This window comes from Faecalimicrobium sp. JNUCC 81, from assembly GCF_053667625.1.
Genome location: NZ_CM132203.1, coordinates 3395052 through 3417340 on the forward strand (window position 1 = coordinate 3395052; position 22289 = coordinate 3417340).

Annotated in this window: 19 protein-coding genes; 2 read left to right on the forward strand and 17 right to left on the reverse strand. The window is 27.0% G+C overall.

Annotated features, from left to right (window positions below):
- Positions 1-32 precede the first annotated feature (32 nt).
- Together JNUCC81_RS16685 and JNUCC81_RS16690 are read left to right on the forward strand one after the other, a co-directional pair.
- A complete protein-coding gene (locus tag JNUCC81_RS16685; protein WP_454094498.1) occupies positions 33-173 on the forward strand; it encodes a DUF1275 family protein in 141 nt (46 codons plus the stop codon).
- 881 nt (positions 174-1054) lie between these two features.
- Positions 1055-2959: an FUSC family protein gene (locus tag JNUCC81_RS16690; RefSeq protein WP_454094499.1), complete on the forward strand. Its 1905-nt coding sequence runs from the start codon at positions 1055-1057 to the stop codon at positions 2957-2959.
- A gap of 244 nt (positions 2960-3203) precedes the next feature.
- On the opposite strand, the gene JNUCC81_RS16695 is transcribed toward JNUCC81_RS16690, so the two are convergent.
- From JNUCC81_RS16695 to JNUCC81_RS16775, 17 genes are all read right to left on the reverse strand, one after another.
- Positions 3204-3311: a MetS family NSS transporter small subunit gene (locus JNUCC81_RS16695; RefSeq protein WP_208331593.1), complete on the reverse strand. Its 108-nt coding sequence runs from the start codon at positions 3309-3311 to the stop codon at positions 3204-3206.
- The gene (locus JNUCC81_RS16700) at positions 3312-4820 is read right to left on the reverse strand and encodes a sodium-dependent transporter (RefSeq protein ID WP_454094500.1); all 1509 of its coding nucleotides are present in this window, start codon (positions 4818-4820) and stop codon (positions 3312-3314) included. It lies immediately after the preceding gene.
- Positions 4821-5318: 498 nt separating this feature from the next.
- The gene (locus JNUCC81_RS16705) at positions 5319-7337 is read right to left on the reverse strand and encodes an FtsX-like permease family protein (RefSeq protein WP_454094501.1); all 2019 of its coding nucleotides are present in this window, start codon (positions 7335-7337) and stop codon (positions 5319-5321) included.
- Positions 7321-8088 (reverse strand): ABC transporter ATP-binding protein, encoded by a 768-nt coding sequence (locus tag JNUCC81_RS16710; protein ID WP_208332895.1) that lies wholly within the window; start codon positions 8086-8088, stop codon positions 7321-7323. Before JNUCC81_RS16710 ends, JNUCC81_RS16705 begins: the two co-directional genes overlap by 17 nt.
- 193 nt (positions 8089-8281) lie before the next feature.
- Positions 8282-9328: a sensor histidine kinase gene (locus tag JNUCC81_RS16715; protein WP_454094502.1), complete on the reverse strand. Its 1047-nt coding sequence runs from the start codon at positions 9326-9328 to the stop codon at positions 8282-8284.
- Positions 9329-9331: 3 nt separating this feature from the next.
- Positions 9332-10000, reverse strand: coding sequence for a response regulator transcription factor (locus tag JNUCC81_RS16720; protein ID WP_454094503.1), 669 nt, complete (start codon positions 9998-10000; stop codon positions 9332-9334).
- A 517-nt stretch (positions 10001-10517) separates the two neighbouring features.
- Complete coding sequence (locus JNUCC81_RS16725; RefSeq protein WP_454094504.1) at positions 10518-11438, reverse strand: ABC transporter ATP-binding protein; 921 nt, start codon at positions 11436-11438, stop codon at positions 10518-10520.
- A complete protein-coding gene (locus JNUCC81_RS16730; protein WP_454094505.1) occupies positions 11425-12414 on the reverse strand; it encodes an ABC transporter ATP-binding protein in 990 nt (329 codons plus the stop codon). Before JNUCC81_RS16730 ends, JNUCC81_RS16725 begins: the two co-directional genes overlap by 14 nt.
- Positions 12415-12445: 31 nt before the next feature.
- Complete coding sequence (locus JNUCC81_RS16735; RefSeq protein WP_454094506.1) at positions 12446-13279, reverse strand: ABC transporter permease; 834 nt, start codon at positions 13277-13279, stop codon at positions 12446-12448.
- Positions 13280-13283: 4 nt separating this feature from the next.
- Entirely contained in the window at positions 13284-14216 is a 933-nt protein-coding gene (gene nikB, locus JNUCC81_RS16740; RefSeq protein ID WP_454094507.1) for a nickel ABC transporter permease, read from the reverse strand.
- A 106-nt stretch (positions 14217-14322) separates the two neighbouring features.
- Positions 14323-15927 (reverse strand): nickel ABC transporter substrate-binding protein, encoded by a 1605-nt coding sequence (gene nikA, locus JNUCC81_RS16745; RefSeq protein WP_454094508.1) that lies wholly within the window; start codon positions 15925-15927, stop codon positions 14323-14325.
- 975 nt (positions 15928-16902) lie between these two features.
- Positions 16903-17532: a type 1 glutamine amidotransferase family protein gene (locus JNUCC81_RS16750; RefSeq protein ID WP_454094509.1), complete on the reverse strand. Its 630-nt coding sequence runs from the start codon at positions 17530-17532 to the stop codon at positions 16903-16905.
- A 78-nt stretch (positions 17533-17610) separates the two neighbouring features.
- Positions 17611-18573, reverse strand: coding sequence for a helix-turn-helix transcriptional regulator (locus JNUCC81_RS16755; protein WP_454094510.1), 963 nt, complete (start codon positions 18571-18573; stop codon positions 17611-17613).
- 196 nt (positions 18574-18769) lie between these two features.
- A complete protein-coding gene (locus JNUCC81_RS16760) occupies positions 18770-19666 on the reverse strand; it encodes a sensor histidine kinase (RefSeq protein ID WP_454094511.1) in 897 nt (298 codons plus the stop codon).
- Positions 19667-19684: 18 nt separating this feature from the next.
- Entirely contained in the window at positions 19685-20464 is a 780-nt protein-coding gene (locus JNUCC81_RS16765; RefSeq protein ID WP_454094512.1) for an ABC transporter permease subunit, read from the reverse strand.
- A complete protein-coding gene (locus tag JNUCC81_RS16770; RefSeq protein ID WP_454094513.1) occupies positions 20457-21377 on the reverse strand; it encodes an ABC transporter ATP-binding protein in 921 nt (306 codons plus the stop codon). Before JNUCC81_RS16770 ends, JNUCC81_RS16765 begins: the two co-directional genes overlap by 8 nt.
- Positions 21378-21496: 119 nt before the next feature.
- Positions 21497-22192: a response regulator transcription factor gene (locus JNUCC81_RS16775; protein WP_454094514.1), complete on the reverse strand. Its 696-nt coding sequence runs from the start codon at positions 22190-22192 to the stop codon at positions 21497-21499.
- Between the last annotated feature and the right edge of the window lie 97 nt (positions 22193-22289).

A 22289-nucleotide genomic window follows, 5' to 3' on the forward strand; every position in this document is an offset into this window, starting at 1 on the left:
AGAATCTCTCTCCTTTGGAAAAGCCTCTGTTTATGATGATAACAACCTTTGTTGGAGGATATATTAATGGATATACCTATATTACAAGACATAATACATTAACTAATATACACACTGCTAATATGTCTAAATTAGGAATTAGAATTGCACTTGGTCAGTGGCAAGATTACTAAGCTACTTTATTCCAATGGTTACTTGTATACTAAGTGCTACATTTAGTGAATTAGTTAGATCTATACTTGTAAGACATAGATTCAAGGGGAATTGGAGAAAACTAGACCTGGTTTTAGAATCAATTTCATTGTTCTTTATAGGGTTGATACCTACTTCTTGCTCAGATTTCATTGTCACTAATCTGGTTTCTTTTTTATGGGACATCAGTTGTTTTTATTTAGAGAATGTTTAGGTATTGCATTTAACATAACTATATATACAGGAAACATTATAAATACCTATTAATTACTAGATAAAAAAAGTAAAATTTCTATAAGAAAGCTAATTATTTTTTAAATTTTACTTGTACAATTACTCTAGTTGAGATATTTTTATCATTTATTTCCTTTTCTAGCTCAGTAGCTACTAATCATCTAAGATTAGTTCGGATTCCATAATAGGCTCAAATACATAATCCTAAGAAAACCACCTAGCAATCCCCAACTGAAATTGTGCTAAATGGCATCGTAAAAGAATGTACAAATCCAGCTACACCTCACCAAAATATATTTCTTCCTATTATAATTAATAAATCTCCAAATAAAAAGGAAAGTGTTGAAAAAATGTAAATTATCTTTATAAATCTTTAATAACAAATAATTTTATTGTAATTTTTTTTGAATTATATTTTATTTTTTGTAGATTTTATACATATGCAGTCGAAGCATATCACTTATAAAAAATATATACCTTATTATAACTCGTATATTTTCCGTTTTTTAGATTTAGTATTCGATTTTTTAGCCGTATAAAAAAATTGTTTTACAAAAAAATACATGATATTATTTATAAATATTAAAAAACCAAGTACAATACGTGGTAATAAGGAGAATATATAAAAATGAATAAAAACAAAAAAGAGATTATATCACTTATTTTCTCTAAGACTTTAATATTTTTAGTCGTAGTTTTATTAGTAAGTACATTCAAAGGTATCTTTGGAGAAGAAAACTCACTACTTGGAGTTACTAGCGTAGTATTAATGTTAGTTCTATTGCCAAAAGATTTAACTATTCATACACTAAAAAATTTATTTGGATTAATAGGGCTTAACTTAGTATTTGGAGTATGCGCCCTTTTAGTTTCTCAAAATCTAATATTAGAATTAATACTTAACTTTGCTGTATTAGCATTTATAGGATATTACTTCAGTTATGAGCTACAAAAACCAGTTAGTTCTTTATTTGCACTACACTATCTGTTACTTATGACTAGCCCAGTGCCAGCTGCAGATTTACCAGTGAGATTTTTAGCATTAATTGCAGGTCCTATTTTAATAATGGCTGCTCAATTATTGGCTAATAAAAACAAATTATCTAAATCAAGAGACAAAATGTTTAATTCTATATTTGATAATATATTACTAAAAATAGAATTAATAAAATCAAATAAAGATACTGTGAATACAGATAAAGCATTATCTATATCTATAAATGAGCTTAAATCATGTGTGTTTAATAGTGGAAAAAATAAGTTAAATCTTACAGAGTGTGGAAGAAATACTCTTACTATATTATCTTGTTTAGAAAAAATAAACATATTACTAGATAATACAAAAGGTTCAAATGTAAATTCAGAGCTTTTAGGTGATATATCTACAGTACTAAAAGATATAAAAGATAAAAAGTCTTATATTAGTATCTCTGAATTAATAAATAAATATAAAGATAATAATTCAACAGATGTTTATGATTTTATAAATACTGTTAAAGTTTTAAACAGTGAAATAAAAGACTATTCTAATGTTAGTAATAAAGAAGAAGATGCTAAAGTTAAATTATCTCTTGATGATGAATTTAAAGATTCAACTATTCATAAAAGGAATTTAAACTTAAAACAACCTAGACTTGCATATGGATTAAGATTAGGTATAGTTGTTTCAATAATTTACTTTGTTATAACATTATTTAATATAGAATACGGAGATTGGGCTTTATATACAGCATTTACATTAACACAGCTACACTCAGAGTATACTATAATTAGGTCTAAAAAGAGAGTTATTGGTACTATATTAGGTGCTATACTAATAGGAGTATTGTTTAACTTAATCCCTGACCCATCTTTAAGAACTTTAATGCTGTTAGCTGCTGGTTATATAATGTCATATATGTCTGACTATAGAAATCTTGTAATATTTATTACATTCTCTTCTGTTGCTTCTGCTGCACTATCTGTAACTAATCCTAACTTTATTATAGTGAATAGAGTTGTATTCGTTATAATAGGTGCAGTTATAGCTATAGTAGCTAGTAAACTTTTATTCCCTCGTCATCTTTCCAATGAAGAGGAAAATTTGAATAATATGGAAATAAAAGCATTAAATAAAATGATGGAAAAAGTACTTCTTAATAGAGAGGAAAAAAGCGAAAGTTCTGTTGCTATTTTATCTTTAATTCCATCTTTAATAGATTTAAGAACAAATTATCTTGAAGTTAATGGTTTAAATATGGATATGTCTTTAATAAATAAAAGTAAAATAATAATAAATGATTTATATCAAATTCACTTATTAGAAAAAGATAATAAAGATTATAGCTATGTATTCTCTAAATTAAAAAAGAATATAGAAAACTCTAATACTATAAGAATTCTAGAATCTAGAATTAAAGAAGATATAAAATCTTCAAATAACTTTAAAGAAATATATATATTTACAAAAATTTTAAATATATTAAGTGAAATAAACAGTATTGGTTATAATGAAGAAAATCAAGCTGATTTATATCAATTTTTAACTATCTAAGTTTGCAACTATGAAATGCTACAAAAAGGTCTAGCTTCCAATAAATATATGAGCTAGACCTTTTTGTAGCTATCAATGATTGAAACGATTCACAGGAATAATACCAATTATTATTTTCACATCTTTTTAAATTTTTTCGTCCTGAGTGGTCATTAAACCACAAGAAATTCTCAGACACACAGTGAATCAGTTACTAGCATATACCTGATAAATCTGTTATAACTACTATATTTTAGTATATTACTTAATTTGTTTTTCTCTCATTCTTAATGGTTATAACTAAAGTTACTATAAATCCACCCCAAAGAATTGTCGCTCCTAATATAAAAAATCCTATTGATACACTTGTCATTTATAATATCTCCTTACTACTTATATTCTCTAACTTACTATTTTTCCAAGGCTTTTTACTAATTAGTAATCCACCGATAATTCCAAGAGCTATAATAGCCCAGCCATATAATAATAAAGATATTGAATCGTAACCTTCATAAGGACTTTTAAACTCATTTATAAGACTTTGAATTAAGGTTATTGTTAATAAAGTAGGTGTTACATATTTTATAATTATATCCCACCACTTACCAATTTTAAAATAAGATATATTATTTGTATGTTCTCTTATAACCTTAGGCTTAATTATCCATCCGATAATAAAAGCTTCTAATAGTCCAACTACAACTATTCCATAATTATTTATAAAGTTATCCATAATATCTAGTAAATATAAACCTGCATTACTTGCAAATACTATACTTGTAGCAAATCCTATTAAACACATATATGTAACAACTTTTTTACGCTTCCCACCAAACTTATCTATTATAGCTGATGATATTGCTTCTACTAAAGAAACTGATGATGTTATACCTGCAAACACTAGGCAAGAAAAAAATAAGACCCCCAATATATTCCCCCATATCCCCATCATTGTAAATACCTTAGGAAAAGCTATAAATGCTAACCCTATTCCACCTGTAACAACTTCTTCCATAGGTACACCTTGGCTTGTAGCCATTACTCCAAGTATGGCAAATACTCCTATAGCCGATAGAAATTCAAATCCACAGTTAGCAAACGCAGTCATAAATGCACTATTATTTATATCAGTCTTTTTAGGTAAGTAACTTGAATATGTCATCATTATACCAGTACCTATACTTAATGAGAAAAATACTTGTCCATATGCAGCTATCCAAACTTGAGGATTTTTTACCTTACCCCAATCTGGTGTAAATAATGTATTTAACCCAACACTTGCACCTTCTAAAGTAACACCTCTTATAACAATTATTATCATTATTACTAATAGAGATGGTAATAATATCTTACTAGTTTTTTCTATGCCTGATTTTATTCCTTTGTAACATATAAACCAATTTATAACCCATATTATCGCAATACCTATTAATATAGGCCAAACTATTCCTACAAAATTAAGTGGTGAATCTGATAATTTTAAGAAATCATTATAGAAAAATGAATTAGAATCTTGACCCCAAGCTTTAGTAAAACTCATAGTCATGTATTTAATTGCCCAACTTAATATCATTGAGTAATAGCATAATATAACCGACGAACTAATTATCGGCCACCATCCTATCCATTCAAATTTTTTGTTTGCTCTTGCTAAAGAAAGTGGTGTTGAACCTTTAAACTTATGTCCCATTCCATATTCTAATATTAAAAGTGGTATTCCTGCTGTAAATATGGCACATAAATAAGGTATTAAAAATGCTCCTCCTCCATTTGAATATACTACATAAGGAAATCTCCATATATTACCTAAACCTACTGCTGATCCAATTGCAGCAAGTATAAATCCAATCTTAGTTCCCCATTGTTCTCTATCTTCTTGCATTTTATTTCCTCCTAAGTTAAATTTATTTAGCATAACTATTTGGTCAACAGCCTATATAGATCTATTGCTAAAATTTTGCTAAAATATAAAATAAAAGCCCCATAGTTATATATAGAGCTTTACACCTAGGATATAATTAAAGCCCCATATTAATCTATGAGGCTTATTTTATCAAAAATAATATAATAATAGCCTCATAATAATTCTATGAGGCTTACTTTATGTAAAATAAAAATTAGCCGTCATAGATACAATTATCTAAGTAGCAATTGCATCTATTACAGTAATAAATATAAATTTATATATATCAATAAACACAATTGCTAAATTAAGTCGGCTACTAACAAGAGTACTCTATTAAATTGTGATATTATTGTTGTTTTCGAATTTATAATTTTCATAATATTTCCTCCATTCTTTAAATTATTATTTATTATAATCCTACTATTTTATTTTTGTCAATATATTTTTATCGACAATTAAATATTTTGCTTATTATTAGTCATTATTGACTATTCTTTTATATCCATTATAAGTTGCTATAAAATAAATTCCATAGACAACTAATATCGCTCCAATAGAAACTATATTGTTACTTATCATATCATGGTCTCCAAAGACCTTAATAAAATTATTTGCTACCTTTATTCCACATATACTATGAACTAATGCAAGCCCTATTGGTAAAAAGAAGTACAGTAATACTTGTACAAATATTGACTTATTTATCATTTCTGTACTTACTCCAAGATTTCTAATCGCCTTATATCTTTCTATACTTTCAGTAGCTCCAGACAATTGACTAAGAGCAAGTACTGCAGCACTTGATATTAAAAATACTATTCCTATATATATACCTACAAACAAGAATATATTTGCTGTTGCCATGTTACTTTCAAAACATAGTATTTTTGTCATAGCTGATATTTTGATGTCTAATTTTTCAAAATTATTAGTTGCTACTTTTTCAAGATCATTTAGTACCTTACTCTCTGTTTCCAATTTATCTCCCTTGTAATTAAAACTTAGTAATTTTTTATAAATATTCATATTTTCAACTTGTTTATCATCTACTATTAAAGTTAAAAAATTAATACTCATCGGAAGTGTCTCTATTGCTTTAAATTCATAATTATTTTTAATGTTTAGCTTAGTATTATTTATATCTATGATATGATTTTTCTCTATAAAATCTACAATAGGTTCTCTCATAGATTCCATATCTGTAAGTAATACAACTTCATTTTCTTTTAATTTTATTTCTTCTTTTCCTTGAGTTTTCATAACTTTGTTATAATCAGATATTTTAATTACAGGCACATTAAATTCTCTCATAGAGTCTATCTGCTTTTTCAAAAATTGACTATTAGTCTTTTCAAACATTTTTTTAAATGGAATATTATTATCATATAAATTATACTTTATAGCTTCACTAGCATAATTACCTAAATGTATACCTTTAGATTTTAAAAATTCATCAATTTCTATGTTATCTTTTTCTTCTAAAGCCTCTATATACATTGACATATCAAATGGAGTTTGAAATCTTACTGTATTTTCAAGAGTACTCTTCATCCCAATTCCAGTTGAAGACATTCCTATTGCTATAAATAACATTAAACATATTATACTCATAGATACATAATGAAGATTTATTTTGCTATTTAGTTGTCTTAAAGTAAATGTATTAAGATTTTTTAAGTAATAATTTTTACTACTTTGTGTAACTTTTATTAAAAATCCAGCTAAAGCTCTGAAAAATAAAACTGTCCCTATAATTCCTAAAATTATGGCTCTATTAAATTCTTTACCATTCAAATTGAATATCTGATTATCAAGTATAAATTTATATGCAAAGACTAAACAAACTATAGACATTACAAATAAAAATACTGATAGTAAAAGATTTGTACCTTTAAGCTTTTGATTAGCTTTTGACCTATATATTAAGTCTATTAAATTGTATCTTGATACTACTACAAAATTTAAAAACATTACTACAAAAAACATTATTCCAAAATAAAATACTGTTTTTAAACAAGATTCTTTTGAAAATACAAATTGATATTTTGTCATACTCGCTTCAAACAGTTTAGCAGTTATGCCAGCTAAACCTTGTGATAAAAATACTCCTATAAATATACCTACTAAAAGTGATAAAATCCCTATTATAATAGTTTCTACAAATAGCATTATTGATATTTTACTTTTGCTAATACCTAAGGTCATATATATACCAAATTCTTTATTTCTTTTCTTTATTATAAAGCTGTTAGCATATATTACTAGAAATCCCAAAATACATGATACAAATCCAGAAACTACTGATATTACTCTTGATATTAACTCTACAAATACTTTTTTACTTTCTGGTAAGTCCATCATTATAGTCTGAGATTCTAATGAGTTAAATACATAGAATATGCATACACCTAATACTAGAGTTAAAAAGTATATAGTATAATCTTTTATACTCCTTTTTACATTTCTTGAAGATAACTTAAATAACATTTTCATTGTCACCTCCAAGCAGCGTTACTACTTCTATTATTCTTTTGAAAAAGTCTTTTCTACTATCATTTCCCCTTATAAGTTCGTTAAATATCTTACCATCCTTTATAAATAATATCCTTTTACAATAACTTGCTGTAAAAGCATCATGAGTAACCATAATTATTGTAGAATTTAAGCTTTCATTCAAATCTTCCATGCTTTCAAGGAGTATCCTTGAAGACTTAGAATCGAGTGCACCTGTTGGCTCATCAGCTAGTATCAATGATGGATTAGTTATTATTGCTCTTGCAGAAGCTACCCTTTGCTTTTGACCACCTGATATTTCATAAGGAAACTTATTTAATATATCTGATATATTAAGCTTATTAGCTACTTGTTTTACTTTTATATCTATCTCTTTTCCCTTTACTCCTATAACTGATAATGCTAATGATATATTTTCATAAACATTTAATGTATCTAGTAAGTTGAAATCTTGAAATATGAATCCTAAATTTTCTCTTCTAAACTTTTCTATATTTTTTCTAGATAAAGTGGTTATGTCTTTACCTTCTATATTTATTGATCCTGTTGTTACCTTATCTATTGTAGCTATACAGTTTAATAAAGTAGTTTTTCCACTTCCACTTGGACCCATTATTCCTACAAACTCACCTTTATCAACTTCAAAAGATATATTATTTATAGCTTTTGTTAAGTTCCTCTTATTTCCGTAGTACTTTTCTATGTTTTTTACTTGTAATATTGTACTCATATTTTACCTCCCTAAAATATCTCATCTATTATCTAATAAATTTTTCTCTAGTGTATCTCTCTTATACAGTTCCTCAAGGCACTTTTACTTGATTTCATTTTTGTTATATTTATAGTTTATAGATATTAGAGGTTTTCTTTAATAACTAAACCTTACATAAAGCTTACATCAATGTAAGTTTCAGTTATATATATTAATTATTTATCACTCTCATTGTGTTATTTTCTGGGAAGGTAATCTTAACTATTGTATATTCATTTACTTTTGAGTATATCGATATACCTAAGGACATTTTATCTGCCAGTTTTTTAGATATATACAGTCCCATACCTGTTGATTTTTTTAGTTTTCTTCCATTAATCCCTGTAAATCCTTTTTCAAATACTTTCTTTACATCTTTTTCATCAATTCCTATTCCATTATCCTCAATGTATAACTCTGTGCTATGATTGTGTTCTTTAATATAAACTTTTATTTTTCCCTTTTCTTTTTCTAATTTCTTATTTACATTTTTATTAGCTATGTATTTTACAGAGTTAACTATTATTTGATTTAAAATAAATTCTAACCATTTATTATCACAATAAACTTCCCTTTCAAAATCTTCTATATCTATTGAAATTTGCTTTTCTCTAATACTTTTTTTATTTTTCTTTATTACGTTATTTGCACATCTTCTTAAGTTTATTTTTTTCACTATATAATCTCTTTCTAGCTCGTTACTTTTAGAATAATATAGTACTTGATTTATGTAGTCTTCAACTTTCTCTATTTCCTCTAATATACTTAAGGTATGTTCGTTTTTATTATTTTCTATTACCAGTTTGCTTGAAGCTATTGGTGTTTTTATTTCATGTACCCACATATCTATGTACTCTTTATACTCCTCTTGCATAAATAAGTACCTATTTACTTCTTCATTCATACCTTTGTCTGTGATACTAAGTACATCATATAAAATCTGGCCTTCTATAAATTCTGGCCTATTTATTATTACTGGTAGTAAGTACTTTTTATCTAAATGTCTTAAAATATTTTCAACTTCATTGTAATAGATAGCTTTTTTATTATAGTCATGTACAATTTCAATAGCATTCAATACAATCCATAACATTATTATAAATTTTATAGTTATAACTTCTACTTGAAGCAAATTTAATATATATATTACAAAAACTATAAATACTAGTCTTAATACTATGTATAACTGTTTATCTTTTATATATTTTTTTATGTTCATAATTTACGGCATTATATAGCCTACACCTCTTCTTGTTTGTATATAATCGCTACATCCTACAGTTTCTAGTTTTTTTCTAAGTCTGTTTATATTTACCGTTAGTGTATTATCATCTATAAATAAATCTAAGTCCCATAAATAGTCCATTAGGTCTCCTCTAGATACTATCTTACCTTGATTTTTCATTAAACAATTAAGTATCCTAAATTCATTTTTCGTTAAATCTAATTCCTTATCATTAAAATAAATACTATTTTTTGACAAATCTAATTCTAATTTTTTATAAGTAAGGGTTTCTAGTGATATTTTTTTGTAGGCTCTTTTTAGAATTGAATTTATATGAGCTAGAAGTATTTGAGTATTATATGGTTTTGTTATAAAATCATCTGCTCCTAGATTCATACTCATTAGCTCGTCCATTTCTGTATCTCTGCTTGTCACTACTATTATTGGTACATCTGATTTTTTCCTTATTTCTCTACATATGTAGTAACCATCATATATTGGTAGGTTTATATCTAATAATATTAAATGAGGATTTTCATTTAATGTATTTTCTATTATATTTTCAAATTCTTCCATTATTACTACTTCATAGTTGTAATTTACTAAGAAATTTTTGAGTTCTATTCTTATTTTTGCATCATCTTCTATTAGAATAATTTTTTCCATAATACTCTCCCCCTTTTATTATTTTACATTAATTATTATATCAATTCTTAATTATCTTTAGGATAGAACAAAGAAATATTATAGATAAAAGTAATAATAAGTTAATACAACAAAAGAAACTACAGTCTATGAGTGGTAGTTTCATATAGTCATCGTTCCTACATTAATCAGGAAGGAGGTGCCATCTATATGGAACTAATTATAAATTTTATTGTGTGGGATATTAGCTCTCTCTGTATTGGTCTAAATACTAATTACATATATGATAAAATTAAAAACCACTTATATATTGTTAAAAATCAAGATTTCGTTTTATTTACCATATATGTAACCTATCTTACATACACAATAATTAAATAATTAAAAGAGAGTGCTTATAAATGATTTATTAAGTCATATAAAAAGCACCCTCTTACATATATCTTCTTTTATACCTTTGTATCTCTTTTTCACTAATAATCTTTAAACTTTCATCTCCAACAATATAAATTTCATCACAAAGTTTTTCAATTAATTATTATGCATAATGGCACGCAATTTTGTGCCCCTTAGATACTTCAACAAGTTTTGGAGAATTTTCTTTGCAAATATCTCTAGCATTTATACACCTATTAAGATAAGGACATCCATCTATACTCTCATAGTTATTAACCTCTTCTATCAAATCATCAACTTTACTTCTATATTGAAATGATGATGCTAACAGCCTTTTCGTATAAGGATGCTTCATTTCATAAAAATCTTTTATATCTTCTATCTGCTCCATAATCTTTCCCTTATACATAACGACTATTGAATCTGATAGATAATACACTGCTTCTAAATCATGAGATATCAAAATATAAGTTAAATCTAAATCTTTCTTAAGATCTGATAATAAATTTAGAATTTGTGCTTGTATTGAAATATCTAGACTGCTTAAAGGTTCATCAAGAACTAATAGACTAGGACTCGATGCCAATGCCCTTGCTATACATATACGTTGTAACTGACCCCCACTAAATTGGTGTGGAAATTTATTTTTATCACTTCTATTCATTCCAACTTTTTCTAGAAGCTCTTCTACTCTTTTTATTGTATTTTCTTTTGATAATTTATAAAAATTCCTTAGTGGTTCTCCTATAATTTCTAGTACTGTACTTCTTCTATTTACTGCTGCTAGACTATCTTGAAAAACCATTTGTAATTCTTTTCTAAGTAAATCCCTTCTTTTAATATCTCGTACTTCTTTACCTTTAAAAACTATACTTCCATCTGTAATACCTTCTATTCCTAATATCATTTTACCTAAAGTACTCTTTCCACATCCACTTTCTCCTACTAATCCTACACACTTACCTTTTTTAATATTTAAACTAACTCCATCAACTGCATATAATTTCTCTTTACTTTTTAGTTTATATACTTTTTTTACTTCATTTATATTAAGCAGTTCCACAACTATATGCCCCCTCCTCAAAATGAATACATCTTACCTCATGATTTTGATTTACTTTAATACTAGAAATCACATTATTTTTACATTTTTCATTTTTTCTATTACACCTATTATAAAATTCGCATCCATTTCCTCTTTCAAATAAGTTCGGTGGTGTTCCCTCTAATATAGCTAATCTTTCTTTAGAAAAATTAGGTCTAGATGATATTAATCCTTTTGTATATGGATGTTTTGGACTTATCATAATTTTATTTATAGGTGCTTTTTCTACTATACTTCCGCCATACATTACTAGTACTTCATCTGCTAATTCTGATACTACTCCTAAATCGTGAGATACTAGAATTATTGAAGTACCTAAATCCTTTTGCATTTTAGAAAGTATTTTTATTATTTCGTATTGAACTGTTAAATCAAGAGCTGTAGTTGGCTCATCAGCAATTAATACCTCTGGCTCAAGTGCAATTGCTATCGCTATCATTATACGCTGTAGCATACCACCACTTAGCTCAAAAGAATAACTATCTAATACATTTTTAGGGTTTTGAATTTTCATCTTATTAAGAATATATATGGCTTTTTTTTCAATATCTTTTTTAGACATATTTTTATGAGTAGTAAGTGTTTCTATAAAATGATATCTTATAGTTCTTAGAGGATCAAAGGCGCTCATTGGATTTTGTGTTATTAGTGCAATATGCTTTCCCCTAAATTTATTCATATCTTTATTATTTCTATATGGAATTGGCGTTTCTCCAAAGTAAATATCTCCATTTATAATCCATTTTTTATCTTCTAAAAGCCCTAGTATTGCAGAACATGTAATAGACTTACCACTACCACTTTCTCCTATAATTCCTATCGTCTTTCCCGGGTCTAAGTCAAAACTTACATCCTTTACTGCTATTAGCTTTTGATTTTTATGAATTAATTCAATTTTTAAATTATCAATTTTTAAAACTGAATTATCTCCCATGTTTAAAATCCCCCTATAAAATTAATATTTACTAACTAACTACCTCTTCTAAAGTATCTCTTAATTTATCTCCTATTATATTTGTACTTAAAACTACAAGTAAAATCATAATACCTGGCCAAAACATTAGCATTGGGTTACTATGCATAAATGAACGTCCATCATTTATCATCATCCCCCACTCTGGCAGAGGTGCCTTAACTCCAAGCCCTAAAAAAGAAAATCCTGATACTGCTAATATTGTGTGACCAAAATCAATTGTTATTATAGACAATACTTGCGGAAAAATATTTGGCAAAATAGATTTAGTTAAAATTTTTATATTTGATGATCCAACTAGTTTGCTACAAGCTACATAGCTTAGCTCTCTCTCTCTTATTGTCAAATTTCTTGATACTCTTGCATACCAAATCCATTGTACAGAAATCATAGCTATAATAATATTTTTTATACCCGGTCCTAAGAAGCTTACTATTACTAAGGTTAAAACTAAACTTGGAAAAGAGTATAATACATCACATAATCTCATAATTATCATATCTATTTTCCCACCTTTAAATCCTGATAACATTCCTATAAATATTCCAAAAGTTGATGATATTGCACATGCAATTAAAGAAAATCCAATGGTTGGTCTAATTCCATGAACTATTCTAGAAAATATACACCTACCCATATTATCAGTACCCATAGGATATTCTATCGATATCGGCATAAATTTTTTTGTAAGCTCCATTTCCAAAGGATCATGTGGTGCTATAATTGGTGCAAAAACTCCTGTTATTATTACTATAATTATAAAAATAAAACATAATAGTGTTAACTTGTGTTTTAATAGATTCTGTGTAATTTCTTTTATATTCATAAATCTATCCTTCCAATCTTATTCTTGAATCAATACTTGCACATGCTAAATCAGCTAAAAGATTACTCAAAATAAATATTACTGCCATAAGTATTATGTATCCTTGAATCATAGGATAATCTCTTTGTGAAATTGACCCGACTATTACACGTCCAAGACCTGGCCATGAGAAAACATTCTCAACTATTACACTTCCTGATAACATTCCTCCAAAATTCATTCCTAGAGAAGTTATTATAGGTATCAAAGAATTTCTTAAAACATTATTAAATAATATCTTTCTTTCACTTATTCCTCTTGCCCTAGCATAAGTGACTGATGGTGACTTCATATTTTCTAGTAAGCTATTTCGTAATATTCTCGAATAAGTTGGAATATATCCAAAAGCTAGTGTTATTGATGGTAATATAATATTTGATAATTTCTCAGCTCCAGCCACTGGTAATATGCCTAATCTTATTGAAAAGAATTGTACCAATAAAAATCCTAGCCAAAATGTGGGCATAGACGAACCGATAAATGCAAATATACGGCTTAGATTATCCACTCTTTTACCTGGATGAGTTGCTGAGTACATACCAAGTGGAATACTAATAACAAATATCCACAATAGTGATGTAGCTGCTAACATCATAGTATATTTTAGACCTGATAATAACTCTTGAGATACTAAAGTTTTAGATATATATGATGTTCCTAAATTAAATTGTATTACGTTTTTTATCCAATCAAAGTATTGAACTATTATAGGTTTATCTAATCCTAGATTTGCCATTGCTATTTGTATGTTTTTTTCAGTTACAGGAATATTTGCTGTAGTTAAATATGCTGTTGCTGCATCTCCTGGCATAATCCTAACTAAAAGAAATGCTACTACTGAGATTCCAATCAATATGGGTACTAATGTAATCAGTCTTTTTAAAACATATTTCTTCATTATAAGTCCTCCTGTCTTATAATTACAATAAACTTAAACTCTAGTATTAATTTCCTATAACTAGAGCTTAAGTTTATTTATACTTTAATCTAACTATGTATTTATCTTATTTAGACTCTCTAGTAACCTCTTCAATTGGTATGTAGTAAAGTGTATTAAACTTTATTCCTTCTAAGTCTTTATCGCATGCAACCAATCTTGTAGTCTTAGAAATTGGTAAGTATACTGCTTGATCATGTAATGTTGTTAATATATCAGTATATAGATCTTGTCTAGTCTTTTCATCATTTTCAACTATAACCTTACCTATTTTTTCATCTAATTCTTTCTTCATAGGAAGTCCCTTTTGAGCTTGATAATCTGCATACCCCTCATTTTTCATAGAAGCTACTAATGTATGTGGATCATACGGATCTCCCCATGTTTCAGTTATAGTTATGTCAAAATCACCACTCTTAGTCTTATCAATTAAAGCTTGTCTTTCTTGAGATTCTAAGTTTATCTTTACACCCATCTTTTTATATTCACTTTGTAGTACTTCTCCTAAAGATTTGTATATGACATTATCCCCATCATAATAAAAACCTAATTCTAGTTCTTTTCCATCTTTAGATCTATACTCTTTACCTTCTTCTAATTTCCAACCCGCTTCATCAAGCATTTTTCCTGCTTTTTCTAGGTCATATTCATATTTTGCTAAATTGATATCACAATAAGGAACATTTTTATCAAATAATGTATCTGCCGGTTCTTGCAATCCATAAAATACATGCTTTGAAATAACTTCTTTATCTACTCCGTGTTGTAATGCTTTTCTAACTTTTAAATCTTTTGTAGCTCCATTAGTAGCATTTACAATTAAAGAAACTGTACTTAAAGGCTGTGAAACCTGAGTTTTAAATCCACTTGATTTCAATTCATTAAATGCATCTGGTGATAGCCTACTTTCAACATCAAATATCATATTAACTTCTCCAGCTTTTAGAGCATTTACTGCAGTATCACCATCTGGAGTAACTACCATTTTAACTTCCTTAAACTTTGGTTTTTCTCCCCAATAATCTTCATTTCTCTCAAGAATAGCATACTCTCCTGCTTTATGCTCTTTTAGCTTCCACATACCCGTACCTATTGGCTCGTTTATTTTTTCAGATGTATCTCCATCATCTGGAAATGATGCTTCAGCCATTATACGAACTGGTCTAGATAAAGCAAGTTCTTGTAAAACTGGATAATATGACTCTTTATACTTTATTTTTACTGTATGATCATCTACTACCTCTACAGATTCCATTAAATTAACTGACTCCAAGAAAGAATGTGCATCTTTATTCTTTAAAAACGAATCAAAATTCTTCTTAACTACGTTAGCATTAAGCTCTGAACCATCAGTAAATTTTACATTTTTTCGTAAATAGAAAGTGTATTCTTTACCATCTTCTGAAACATCCCATTTTTCTGCTAATGCAGGTTTTACTTCCCCTTCTTCAAAAGTAGTTAACCCCTCATACAAAAAATTTTGGCCATACATAGGACTATATCCATGTGCATTTAAGTCTCCAATGTCATTAGCCGTTGCTATTACTAACATATCATTTTTTTTGACTTCTTTATTTTCCTCACTAGTTGATGAACTGCATCCAATCATGCTCGCTGTCATTAAGCTTACTATTAAAAATAAACTAAGTTTCTTTCTAATACCCCTTATCATGATATACCCCCTCAATATATTTTTGCATAACAAAAAATACCACAAAAATATTATTCTACTTCATGTAGAAATTTCTACCTTCATGGTATTTTCTGTATATATATCTTATTAATTTAAGTATATTGAATATTTTATAATAAATCAATACGTTATGTTAATAATTTAATTTTAAAATTATTTTTATATGAAACATTTGCATTTATCACCGCTTTTACCTAAATCATAAGGCTTGTAAATGAAGATGTATATCTAACTTCATTTTACAATCTTAAGCTACATGGATATAAAGTTTTAAATAAAAATAAAACTAACAAATTGGCTATTGTTATTCATGGATAATTCCTGACTTAAGAGCTTACGGAAAAAATCAAGGTGATTACATTGCAATGAAATGGGATTATAGAAAAGATATAATAGATTGGATTAACTTAATTGTTAAATCTGATAAAGATTGTGAAATAATTTTACGCGATACTTCACTGGTTACAGAAACGGACTTTCACCGTCAAGTTGTTGCCTGTTCCGTACACACAAAAACAAACTAACAAAATTGTCAATGTGTTTTCGTGGATTTCAATGGTAGATATGAATCGTAGGAATAATACCCACTATTAACTTATACCTAAAATTCACATGAATTTATTATTCTATGCAATCTATTAGTGGTGGTTTCATATAGTCATAGTTCCTACAGTAAAGGTACATTCTATATGTAACTAATAATAAATTTTATTATAGGAGCTATTAGCCTATTTGTATTGGTATAAGTACTAATTTCATATATGATAAAATAAAAACCACATATCTATTAGCCGTAGAAAAAGTGGTTTAGAATTTGAATTTAAAATAAAATTCAAGTTCACTAAAAAGTAATCTATATTATAAACCACTAATCTATTCCACTAGATTGTAGTTTCTTTTTATTTTTTATATAATTATACTGTACTACATTAAATTTAAAAATAAACCTTAAATTTATTTGTTACAATTCATTAGTTCAAAAAAATATTTTGAATCATAAGTTTTATAAAGATTTAACCATGAATTTAATGATTCTGATTCAAAAACCTCTAAAATTTTCAATACTTGAAATGTAAATTCCAACGGAGCAATTCCCGAAGCCGTAACTAAATTTTCATCATTAACTACAGCTTCCATTTTATAATATTTTTCTCCTGAGTAATTTGGTATTACCATTTTAAGAAATTCTAAGTCATTACTTGTATGATTTCTAAAATCTAGTATTCCTTTTTTCGCTAGACCTAACGTAGATCCACAAATTGCTGCTACTATAGACCCTTGTACCAAAGCTTCTTTAGCTTTTTCTAATATTATTTCATGAATTGTTGATGTCCAAGTATCTCCTCCTGGCAAAATTAATACATCCTTACTTTCAATATTACACTCCTCTATAGAAATATCAGGAATAACTTTCAATCCCCCCATTGTCGTTATAAGATTTTTATCAATTCCCACTGTAATTACCTTTAATGGTTCTAATCCTTTTTTGAAATATCTTCCTGTATTTAATTCAGCAGTTAAATATCCCACTTCCCAATCTGACATAGTATCAAATACATACATATACACTTTTCTATTTTTCATCTTTTTTACTCCTTGTGTGACTAATTAATATAACTAATTATAAAATAACTTAACTGACATATTCAGTCAGTTAAGTTATTAAACTTGATAATGATTAACTAATTCTAATAGAGCCTCAACCATCTTCTTTTTTAAACTTAGTGGTTCGATTACTTGTACCGATTTTTCATAAGATAAAAGTATATTTGGTATATATTTACATATTACTTCTTCCTTAAGTAGAAATATTGCCTGATTCGGAGTTCTTTCTTTTAAATAATATCCTAAAAACCAATGCTGGCATAAGTTATCCAAAGCATTTATACTTCCTTCTATAACTAATGAAATCATACCTTGTTCATCTTTTATTTCACTTACAATTCCTTTTATAAAAAACTCACTTGCTGAGAACTCCTTTGGTCTATTAAATGTATTTATTGTTTCCATGATACTACTAATTCTATCTACTCTAAAACTACGAATCTCATTTCTCATTTGGCAAAATGCAACTACATACCAATTGTTATTCCAATAAACAATTCCATATGGATTTATATTTCTACATTTTGATTTTTCTTCACGACCTGTACGATAGTCAATTTCTACAGATAACTCATTTACTATTCCATACTCCAATGTTTTAAGTATTGATTCTATGGATATTTTTCCAATTGGTTTTATTACTTCAAAACCTACTAAATGTTGATCTAGAATTTTTTCTTGTTCTTTATTTGAATACATTTTTAACTTTGATGTTGCCTTATTTAATGCTTCATCAAAAAAATATCCCGCTTCTTTAGCAAATATCGTTGAATGAAGTAATGCTGTTTTCTCCTCAATATTGAAAAAAAGAGGTGCTTTAACAAAATTATTCAAAAGGCTATATCCACCATTATGGCCTGTATCTGAAATAATAGGCACTCCACTAGCCGAAATTGCATCAATATATCGATATACAGTTCTTATATTTATTTCTAGTTTTTCAGATATTTGTTTTGCTGTAACTTTTTTATCTGAGTTTAACATCCATAGTATAGCCATCATGTTATCAATTTTAGCCATAATTCTTCACCTCTTTGTGTTTGCTATATATAGTTATTATATAGCTTATATACTTGTTTTTGACAAATAAAAAGATATTAGCAAATAGTTAATATCTTTTCGTTGATTTCAATAGTAGAAACGATTCACAGGAATAATACCCACGTTTTAAATATTTATTGGAACACTTATCTAGTTTATTTTAAAATGATCTAAACTAAAACTTAATTTTAAATATAATATATCCTTTATCTAATTTAGCCTCAATTTTTCCATTCATAGACTCAACTAAAAACTTAGTTATAGTTAAACCTAGTCCCGAACTATCTCTACTCCTTGAATTATCCTTAATATAGAATCTATTAAACAATAAATCTAACTCCTCTTTATTTATATCATCTACATCATTTTTTAACTCTATAATAATTCCATTATCTGTACTATTCATTGAAATACAGAACTTACTCTTACTATATTTAGTAGCATTTTGAATTAGATTATGAAATACTCTTTCAATAGCATTTTTGTCTAAGTTTACAAACATCGGTTTTTCTTCTAATTTTATGTCCACATCTATATTCTTCTTCTCAAAATCATTATAAAACATAAGTATCTGTTCTTTTAATTCTTTATTAATATCTATAATTTCTATATTAAAGTTATAATCATTATTTTCAAGCCTGCTTAAATCATAAAAATCTTGAATTAGATTTTGAAGAACTTTAGCCCTTTTTTCTACAATCTGAATATAATCTTTCTTTTCATTTTCCGTAATATCCTCATCATCTATTAACTCTAAATATCCTCTAATAGAAGTTAATGGAGTCCTTAAATCATGAGATATATTTTCAATTTCTTTTCTAATATCTTCTTCTCTTTTTATATATTTTAATTTATAGTTTTGTGTTTCTTCTAAATAGTTATTTATCTCAACTAGTAATTTTTCTAAATTTCTATCTGGATATCCTAATTTAAACTTTCGATTTGTATCCATATTTTCAGAAATATATTTAAAATCTTTAATTACTTTATTAATATTTCTAGAAAGTAAGAAAAAGCGTGTAGAAAAATATACACTTGTTATTAATAACATTAATAAAATAAATTTCATCATCTACACACCTACTTTCTCTTATTTTATTTCTTTTTTCTTAAACATTATAAGTCCAAAGATATAGAAAACTCCCACTCCAATAACTCCTACTATAAAGCATCTAATAAAACCATCACTACTATTCCATGGCATAATTATTCTGCCTATACTACTATCAAATATAGCATTTCCAGCTATATTCCATGGTAACCAGCCTGATATTTTCTCTAATATGATTATTTTTCTTCCTGCCATTGATATTAATAATGGCACAAAAACTATAATAATTGACCAAACTGTCACAGCCATAGCTTCATTATCAAATATAAAATAAAAACAATTAGATGCGCTAACGCAAACTAATAATAACGGTAAACTTGCTACTATTGCTCGCATAAAATCTTGTAAATATATTATCCCACTATCCTCTAACATTACATAGGCTGCTATAACATATGCACTACTAATTAATACTAAGTTTATTATACATATTACTACTTCTACTAACCACTTTCCAAAATATATTTCACCTCTAGAAATACCAAATGAAATAGAATTTTTTAGTGTAGAATTTTTAAATTCTTGACCAAAGATTAATGATACTAAATAAACAGATATAAGCATTAATAATCCAATATAAGTATAGAAACTACTAAGAGAATATTTAGTAGATCCATATGGAAAATTAACCTGACTATTTGCAAATAATCCTAAAGCTACATTTATAAATACCACAAACCCTATACTTCCAAATAAAAATATATAGTTTCCTTTCGTATTTATATTACGATAAAACTCACTTTTTATGTAATTAAACATTATAAGTCCCCCCCATCAATGACATATAATAGTTTTCAAGATCGATAGTTTTTTCCTCTAGTGAGCTTAGTCCAATTCCGTTTTTAATTATAAGTTCGCTTACTTTTTCTGGATTTCTATCTTCATCAAACAACTGTATTACATCTTGTGGTAAAACCTTATAATCACTATATCCCAGCCTCTCTTCTAACAATGCCGCTAGTTTATTAGCATTAGTTACCTTAATTTCTAAATAGCTTTTACAATTTTCATTAAGTTCACTTGCAGATATTTCTTTTACTAATCTTCCTTTATTTAAAAATCCATAGCAAGTCGCAATATTAGCTAACTCTAAAAGTATATGGCTTGATATTAATATAGTGATATTTTTTTCCTTATTTAGTCTTAATAAAAGATTTCTAATTTCAATAATACCTGATGGGTCTAATCCATTAATAGGTTCATCAAGTATTAATAACTCTGGGTCTCCCATAATACATAATGCTAACCCAAGTCTTTGTTTCATACCTAAAGATAATTGACTAAACTTTTTCTTTCTAGCTTCATATATATTAACTTCTCTAAGTGCTTTTCCTACTTTCTCTTTTCCTGGTATACCTCTTTGAATACGATAATATTCTAAGTTTTTTTCAATAGTAAGATTTGGATAAAAACTTGGTGATTCTATGATAACACCTATGTGTTTTTTTACTTCCTTTAAGTCTTTATCATTTGAAGTTGAAAATAATTCAAAACTACCTTCACTAGATAATGACTGACCTGTTAATATCCTAAGTAAAGTAGTCTTACCTGCTCCATTATCACCTACTAATCCATATATATCCCCTTGTTTAACATTAATATTAATCTCCTTCAAGGCATCAAAATTCTTATATTGCTTTGATAAACCATAAGTTTTTATAACTTCCTTCATACCTTTCTCCTTTATTATTTAATTAAGTTAGAAATCATTAACTAACCTACAATATATATGATATAAATTTTTTTTTAATAAATATTCAAGAAAGTTTAAAGAAAGTATAAAGATTATTCTTAATTAGTATTTAATTTAAATCCAATTCCCCACACAGTTTTTATGTACTCTTCATCCTCTGATACTAACTTTATCTTTTTTCTAATATTGCTTATATGAACATTTACTGAATTATCTTCTCCATAGTATCCATTCTTCCACACCTGTTCATATAGAGTCTCCCTCGAATATACTCTATCAGGATTTTTTATTAAGATACTTAAAATATCAAATTCATGACCCGTTAAGTGTATCTCGATTCCTTTTACTGTTACTTTTCTTGTATCTTCTTCAAGTTCTATATTTTTAAATTTGTATTTTTCACTTTGATTTGCGCTTATCTCATACTTTCTATATCTTCTTAGGCTTGAATTTACTCTGGCTAATACTTCTTCTGTTTCAAAAGGCTTGGTTATATAATCATCTGCACCTATATTTAATACCTTTACTTTATCTTTTAGAGATGTTTTTGCTGATATTACTATTATTGCTATTTCTTTTTCAGTTCTTATTTTATTTATTATTTCCTCCCCATTTATTCCTGGCAACATTAAATCTAATAATATTAAGTCAAATTCTGATATTGATAGCTGTAATAATGCTTCAGTACCTGAAAATGCTTGAGTTGTTTTGTATCCTTCTTTTTCTAATTTCTTTTTTATTAGATTATTTATATCTACATCATCTTCTACTACTAAAATATGTTCTTTAAACATACACATAATCTCCCTGTTTTGTGTTTTATTTTATAATATCATATCTTAACATTTACATACTAAAAAAGATATTGACTATTTAGCCAATACCTTTTCG